The organism is Bradyrhizobium huanghuaihaiense, from assembly GCF_007830635.1.
GTDB lineage: Bacteria > Pseudomonadota > Alphaproteobacteria > Rhizobiales > Xanthobacteraceae > Bradyrhizobium > Bradyrhizobium huanghuaihaiense.
Window position 1 is genome coordinate 214454 of record NZ_VLLA01000015.1, and the last position, 6670, is coordinate 221123.

The 6670-nt window shown below is 66.3% G+C and carries 7 protein-coding genes; 1 reads left to right on the forward strand and 6 read right to left on the reverse strand.

Features of this window, described 5'->3' with window-relative positions; genetic code table 11:
- Window positions 1-15 precede the first annotated feature (15 nt).
- The 3 genes from IQ16_RS27570 to rsmH are packed head-to-tail and all read right to left on the reverse strand — an operon-like array spanning window position 16 to window position 3152.
- Window positions 16-1770, reverse strand: coding sequence for a peptidoglycan D,D-transpeptidase FtsI family protein (locus tag IQ16_RS27570; protein ID WP_018640943.1), 1755 nt, complete (start codon window positions 1768-1770; stop codon window positions 16-18).
- Window positions 1767-2159 (reverse strand): cell division protein FtsL, encoded by a 393-nt coding sequence (ftsL, locus tag IQ16_RS27575; RefSeq protein ID WP_018640944.1) that lies wholly within the window; start codon window positions 2157-2159, stop codon window positions 1767-1769. Before ftsL ends, IQ16_RS27570 begins: the two co-directional genes overlap by 4 nt.
- A 3-nt stretch (window positions 2160-2162) precedes the next feature.
- Complete coding sequence (rsmH, locus tag IQ16_RS27580; RefSeq protein ID WP_026311692.1) at window positions 2163-3152, reverse strand: 16S rRNA (cytosine(1402)-N(4))-methyltransferase RsmH; 990 nt, start codon at window positions 3150-3152, stop codon at window positions 2163-2165.
- Between the two features lie 505 nt (window positions 3153-3657).
- Here rsmH and IQ16_RS27585 point away from each other — a divergent pair.
- Entirely contained in the window at window positions 3658-4440 is a 783-nt protein-coding gene (locus IQ16_RS27585) for an N-acetylmuramoyl-L-alanine amidase (RefSeq protein ID WP_035665816.1), read from the forward strand.
- A gap of 119 nt (window positions 4441-4559) precedes the next feature.
- On the opposite strand, the gene IQ16_RS27590 is transcribed toward IQ16_RS27585, so the two are convergent.
- The 3 genes from IQ16_RS27590 to IQ16_RS27600 all read right to left on the reverse strand — a co-directional run.
- Complete coding sequence (locus IQ16_RS27590) at window positions 4560-5792, reverse strand: RNA polymerase sigma factor (RefSeq protein ID WP_018640947.1); 1233 nt, start codon at window positions 5790-5792, stop codon at window positions 4560-4562.
- Window positions 5793-5892: 100 nt separating this feature from the next.
- Complete coding sequence (locus tag IQ16_RS27595; protein WP_026311694.1) at window positions 5893-6246, reverse strand: YciI family protein; 354 nt, start codon at window positions 6244-6246, stop codon at window positions 5893-5895.
- An 89-nt stretch (window positions 6247-6335) separates the two neighbouring features.
- The coding region (locus IQ16_RS27600) for a transposase (protein ID WP_488226074.1) at window positions 6336-6670 on the reverse strand (335 nt) is incomplete at its 5' end.

The window sequence follows — 6670 nt, forward strand, 5'->3', positions numbered from 1 at the left end:
GGCCACCCCGGTTGATTACTGGGTTGTCCTGGATGCTGCAAGAATAAGGCGCTCGGACGGCGGCAGGTCGAACCGCGGCTCGACGCCCAGCAGCGGCGCGATCCGCTCGATCACCTTGCCGCCGGTCGGCACCGCGTTCCAGCCCGAGGTGATGAAACCCTTCGTCTCAGGGATCGCCTGCGGCTCGTCCAGCATCACCAGGATCTGATATTTCGGATCGTCGCAGGGCATGATCGCGGTGAAGGAGTTGAGCACGCGCTTTTTGGCATAGCGGCCGTTGATGACCTTTTCGGACGTGCCGGTCTTGCCGCCGACGTAATAACCCTTGATGTCGGCGGTCTTGGCGGTGCCGATTTCGGCGTTGAGCCGCATCAGGAACCGCATCTTGTCGCTGGTCTCGGTCTTGATCACGCGCTTGGCTAGCGCCGCGGCTTCCTCGGGGGTCCGCTTCATGAAGGTCGGCGGGATCAGATAGCCGCCGTTCACCAGCGAGTTGATACCCATCACCGCCTGCAGCGGCGCCACCGACATGCCTTGGCCAAACGCGATGGTCACCGTATTCAGCTCACCCCAGCGCCGCGGCACCAGCGGCGCCGCGCTCTCCGGAAGCTCGGTGCGCAGGCGCGTCAACTGGCCCATCTTGGCGAGGAACGCCTTGTGCGCTTCGACGCCCTGGCCGAGCGCGATCCGCGCGGCGCCGATGTTGGACGAGTATGTGAACACTTCCTTGGTGTTGATGAAGCGCCCGAGCGGATGGCTGTCGTGGATGGTGAACTTGCCGTAGTGCAGGTTTCCGCGCGCATCCCACGACGTGTTCAGGTTGATCTTTCCGGAGTCGAGCGCCATCGCCAGCGTGAACGCCTTGAAGGTCGAGCCCATCTCGTAGACGCCGGTGGTCAGGCGGTTGATGCGGTCGGGGTCGTGCGCTTCCTTCGGATTGTTGGGATCGAAGTCCGGCAGCGAGACCATCGCGACGATCTCGCCGGTCTTGACGTTGGAGACGATGCCGGAGGCGGCCTTGGCGTGGAACTTGTCCTTGGCCTTGAGCAGTTCGTCGCGCAGCGCGTGCTCGACGCGCAGGTCGATCGAGAGCTCGATCGGCTTCTGCAGCCGGTCGGTGGCAAAGCCCGCGCGGTGGAGATCGGCCAGGCCCTGATTGTCGAGCCACTTCTCCATGCCGGCGATGCCCTGGTTGTCGATGTTGACGAGACCGATGAGGTGGGCGACCTCATTGCCGGTCGGATAGACGCGCTTGTTCTCGCGCAGGAAGCCGATGCCGGGAATGCCGAGCTTGTGGATGTCCTGCTGCTGCTTGGCCGTGACCTCGCGCTTGAGCCAGACGAAACCCTTGCGCGTCCGGAGGCGCTCGCGCACCTCGGCCTCGTCGAGGTCGGGCACGGTGGCGGTCAGAAGCTCGATCGCCTCGTCCTTGTCGATGATGCGGCGCGGCTCGCCGAACAGGCTCGAGGCCTTGACGTCGGTCGCGAGGATCGCGCCGTTGCGGTCGACGATGTCGGGCCGCGCGGTGGCGACCACCTCCTGCGACGCCGCGCGGCGCGCACTGTGCGCGTCGGCGCCGATCGCGAACATCACGAGCCGGCCGCCGATCAGGGCGTAGACCGAGGCGAATGCGAGCATCGCGAGACCGACGCGGGCGCGCGCCTTGGCCGCGCGGTCGACATTGCGCCCGTAGAGCAGGCTGCGGATCAGTCGCTGCCGCCAGGGTTCGGTCGGCTTTTCCGTGGGTTTTGCAGGCGTTGCCGGGCTCATTGCTTGTCCTCGGGCTGAGGCACGGAGCCCGTCACGGTGTCAGGATCGCTCGCAGCTTCGATGGTGTTGAGCATGGCACCGATCGGGTCGGGCTCGCCGGGCCTGAACATCCGCGGCGGACGCTCGGGCAGATTCTTCAGCGAGTCATATTGCGTGCCGTTGACCGGCTTGAGCGGCAGATGGCGCTCGGACAGGCCCTGCAGGCGCAAGGGCGCATCGAGCTTGGCCCATTCGGAGCGCAGCGAGGCGATCGCGTCGCGCTGCTCGCGGATCTCCGCATGCAGCCGCAGCACCTTCTCGGTGCGCGCGGTGGAGTCCATCTTGATCCGATAGACATAGGCCGCCGCGAAGATCAGCGCGCCGATGACGAGGAGGTGGATGATGCGCATGGGCTAGCCTCCCCTCATCACGTCGGAGAGTTTCGGCCAGGGCGATTGCTCGTCGTCATCATGCGCAGGTGCAGTCGTGCGCTCCGCGGCACGCAGCTTGGCGGAACGCGCGCGCGGATTGTTCGCCACTTCTTCGTCGCCCGCGACCACCGGGCGTCGCGTCAGCAGCTGGAAGCTCGGCGCAGCCTGCGACACCTCCGGCAGATGCCGCGAGCCGCCGCCGGTCTTGGAACGCTCGGCAAGGAAATTCTTGACGATGCGGTCTTCCAGCGAATGGAACGAGACGACGACGAGGCGGCCGCCAGGCTTGAGCACGCGCTCGGCGGCCGCGAGCGCGGTCTGGAGTTCGTCGAGCTCTTCGTTGACGAAGATGCGCAGGGCCTGGAACGTCCGCGTCGCGGGATGGATGTCGCCGGGCTTGGACCGCACGATCCTGCCGATGAGATCGGCGAGCGCGCGCGTCGTCGTGAACGGCGTCTCCTGCCGGTCCGCGACGATGGCGCGGGCGATGCGGCGCGACTGCCGCTCCTCGCCGAGCTGATAAATGATGTCGGCGAGATCGCCTTCCGAAGCACGCGCGACCACGTCGGCCGCGGTCGGGCCCGTCTGTCCCATCCGCATGTCGAGCGGGCCGTCGAGGCGGAACGAAAAGCCGCGGCCGGCCTGGTCGAGCTGCATCGAGGACACGCCGACATCCATCACGACGCCGTCGACGCCATCGACGCCTTGCGCGGCACAGACCTCGGCGAGATTGGAGAAGCGGTCTTCGACCAGCGTCAGCCGGCCCGCGGCGCGCGCGACCAGCTCGGCACCGCCTGCGATCGCGGTGCGATCACGGTCGATCGCGATCAGCCGGGTTCCCGGTACGTCGAGGATGGCGCGGCTGTAGCCGCCGGCGCCGAAGGTGGCGTCGACATAGATGCCGTCCGCGCGCGGAGCGAGATGATCGATGGCCTCGCGGCCAAGCACGGGAATGTGAGGAGCGGTGCTCATGCGCCACGCCTGCCGAACGACCATGACAGATCGGGGGCGAACCAGCCCATAACGCCTCGAATGATTCCGCGTCGCGGCGGTTCCACGACCAAGCCCCAGTCCAACATGGTTACCGAGCCCGGTCGTCCCGGGCGCCAAACCCAGAGTTCCCAGTGGAATTTGTCGGGCAGCCATGGGATTTCGAGCCAAAATACGCTTTGGCCGCCTCCGGACGCGGGTCGGCTCTTCATCTCTCAGTAACGGCCCTTAGCGTTAAGAAAGCGTTGATCGGCTCGTTACAAGTCGAAAAGGTGAGGCGATGGTGATGCCTCATCCACACACCTGTTCAAAATGCATCCGTTAACCGCGTCGCGCGATTGCGCACGGCGGAGGGTAAAGGAATAGTAAAGAGAAGGGCTTGGCCCACTCTCCTGTCCGACTTGAGCTGCCTATGTCGTCCGGTTCGCCGTCTGGATCTGATTCGAAGCGTCAGCGCGTCCTCCCGGTTCCCAAGGCCGCGGCGAACATGCGCACGTTCGAGCCGGATTCCTCGATCGTCTCCGACATCATCCCCTCGCCGAACCATGGCGAGCGCAACAAGGGTCGGCAGGCGGACATGATCCTGCTGCACTACACCGGCATGCCCGACGTCGAAGGCGCGCTGGCGCGGCTGTGCACGGCGGGCACCGAAGTGTCGGCGCATTACGTCGTGCTGGAGGACGGCCGCATCGTGCAATGCGTGCCCGAGGCCAAGCGCGCCTGGCACGCCGGCGTCTCGTCCTGGGCCGGCGAGGACGACGTCAATTCCTGCTCGATCGGCATCGAGATCGTCAATCGCGGTCACGACTGGGGCTATCCGGAGTTTCCGCTGCGCCAGATCGCGGCCGTGATCGCGCTGTGCCGCGGCATCATGCTTCGCCGCAAGGTACCCGCGCACCGGGTGCTCGGCCATTCCGACGTCGCCCCCGCGCGCAAGAAGGACCCCGGCGAAAAGTTTCCGTGGCATTCGCTGGCCAATTCCGGCGTCGGTCATTGGGTCACGCCGGCACCGGTCGTGCGCGGCGAGACCCTGATGCTCGGCACCATCAGCGACGCGGTGTTGAGCATGCAGCAGGCGCTCGCAAAGTACGGCTATGGCGTTCCCCTCAACGGCAAATACGACGCCGCGACGATGGAGGTCGTCACCGCCTTCCAGCGCCATTTCCGTCCCGCGCGGCTCGACGGTGTTGCGGATCATTCGACGCTGTCGACCTTGCAGGCGCTGCTGGCGAGCCTGCCGCAGGATGGGACGGCGGTCGCGTCGAAGTGACGGCGGCTGCCGCACACTCCGTCATTGCGAGGAGCACTTGCGACGAAGCAATCCAGACTGTCTCTGCAGAGCCAGTCTGGATTGCTTCGCTACGCTCGCAATGACGGAGTGTGTGGCGACTACCCCATCTCCCTCACCCTTCGCGCATAGAGCCGCCGCAACGGCTCGAGCTGCGTCGCCGCCGTCGCCGCGCGATAGGCCTTACGCGCCTCTTCCTTCCGCCCCAACCGCCGCAACAGATCCGCGCGCACCGCGGGCAGCAGCTCATAGCCATCGAGCCCGCCGCGCGCGGTGATCGCATCGACGAGATCGAGCGCACGTGCCGGGCCGTCGACCATCGACACCGCCGCGGCGTGGTTCAGCTCGATCACCGGCGACGGGTTGATGCGCAGCAGCACCTCGTACAGCCCTGCAATCTGCGGCCAGTCGGTCGCCTCGAAGCTCGGCGCGCGCGCATGCAGCGCCGCGATCGCGGCCTGCACCGCATAGGCTTGCGGCCGGCCGGGTATGCGCAGCGCCTCGTCAACCAGACGCGAGCCCTCCTCGATCTGCGTGCGATCCCAGAGCGTGCGATCCTGCTCTTCCAGCAGCACGATGTCGCCGGCGGCCGTCTCGCGCCCGGCGCGCCGCGCATCATGCAGCAGCATCAGAGCGAGCAGGCCCTTGATGCCGCTGCGACCGGGCATCAGCCGGTCGAGCAAGCGGCCGAGCCGAATGGCCTCAGTCGCGAGATCCGGCCGCATCAGATCTGCGCCCGAGGTTGCGACATAGCCTTCGGTGAAGACGAGATAGATCACGGCGAGCACGCCATTGAGCCTGGGCGCCAGCGCCTCGCGCTCCGGCACCTCATAGGGAATGCCGGCAAGCCTGATCTTCTGCTTGGCGCGGACCAGCCGCTGCGCCATCGCCTCCTCACCAACGAGGAAAGCGCGCGCGACCTGCGCGGTGGAGAGCCCGCACACGGTGCGCAGCGTCAGCGCGACCTGGACCTCGGGCGCGAAGGCGGGATGGCAACAGGTGAAGATCAGTCGCAGCATGTCGTCGTCAAGCGTTGCCGGCGGCTCGTCGGTGCCTTGTGCGTTGAGTTCGAGCTCATGCACCAGCGCCTGCTGCTTGCCGCGGAAGACGGCCTGGCGGCGGATGCGGTCGATCGCCTTGTTGCGGGCGACATTGACCAGCCAGGCGCGGGGATTGTCAGGGACCTCGCACACCGCCCAGCGCTCCAGCGCCACCGCGAACGCGTCCTGCAGCGCGTCCTCGGCGAGATCGAAATCGCCGACGAGGCGGATCAGCGTGGCCAGCGCCCGCCCCGCCTCGTCGCGGAAGATGGTTTCGATCTCGCTCGGGGTCATTGAATGATGCTTTGCACGTCATTCCGGGGCGTGCGAAGCACGAACCCGGAATCTCGAGGTTCCGGGTTCGGCCCTTTGGGCCGCCCCGGAACGACATTGCTCACTTGTCGTACACCCAGATCGGCCGCACCTCGATCGAACCGACACGCGCGCTCGGAATCCGCGCCGCGATCTCGATCGCCGCGTCGAGGTCCTTCGCCTCGATCAGGTAATAGCCGCCGAGCTGCTCGCGCGTCTCCGCGAACGGGCCGTCGGTCGTCAGCGTCTTGCCGTCGCGCACGCGCACCGTGGTCGCGGTCGTGGTCGGGCGGAGCCGATCGCCGGCCTTGAAATTGCCGTTCCGGATGATGGATTGCGTAAAGGCCTCATACTCCGCCGACATCTTCTGGGTGGTTCCCGTGTCAACCTTCGCGTACTCGACCTCGTTCTGGTAGATCATCAGCAGATACTGCATCGCTTCACTCCTGTTGTTCGGCTGTGTCGCCGACATCCAGTCGAACGGGGCGCGCTCCAAACGACATCTTCAGGATAAATTGTCGTCCGTTAAGAAGCCGGATTGATCGAGGCTGGCCGGGCGAGCGTGCGCCATAGCTGGGCCAGGAACAGGCACAAGAGATATCTCAGCCAGGCGAGGATGCGGCGGAAGTTGTGTCCGACGGCTGAGAGGACGACGTTGGCGGCATCGCCGGCGCGGCCTTTGAGGTAGCAGCGCCCGAGGTGGCCTTCCGCCTTCAGGTGTCCGATGATGGGCTCGATGGCGGAGCGGCGGCGCAGCTCGCGCTTGATGACACCGAAAACGCCGCGCTTCTGGCCGGAGATGAAGACGCGACGGGGATTTTGTGCGTCGTGGCCGCGGTATCCCTTGTCGACATAGGCCC

What these genes read in the sequence shown, in the direction of transcription:
- IQ16_RS27590 (WP_018640947.1), bottom strand. Translation starts at nt 5,792, where the DNA reads ATGACCCCGAGCGAGATCGAAACCATCTTCCGCGACGAGGCGGGGCGG.
- IQ16_RS27570 (WP_018640943.1), bottom strand. Translation starts at nt 1,770, where the DNA reads ATGAGCCCGGCAACGCCTGCAAAACCCACGGAAAAGCCGACCGAACCC.
- IQ16_RS27585 (WP_035665816.1), top strand. Translation starts at nt 3,658, where the DNA reads ATGCGCACGTTCGAGCCGGATTCCTCGATCGTCTCCGACATCATCCCC.
- IQ16_RS27595 (WP_026311694.1), bottom strand. Translation starts at nt 6,246, where the DNA reads ATGCAGTATCTGCTGATGATCTACCAGAACGAGGTCGAGTACGCGAAG.
- ftsL (WP_018640944.1), bottom strand. Translation starts at nt 2,159, where the DNA reads ATGCGCATCATCCACCTCCTCGTCATCGGCGCGCTGATCTTCGCGGCG.
- rsmH (WP_026311692.1), bottom strand. Translation starts at nt 3,152, where the DNA reads ATGAGCACCGCTCCTCACATTCCCGTGCTTGGCCGCGAGGCCATCGAT.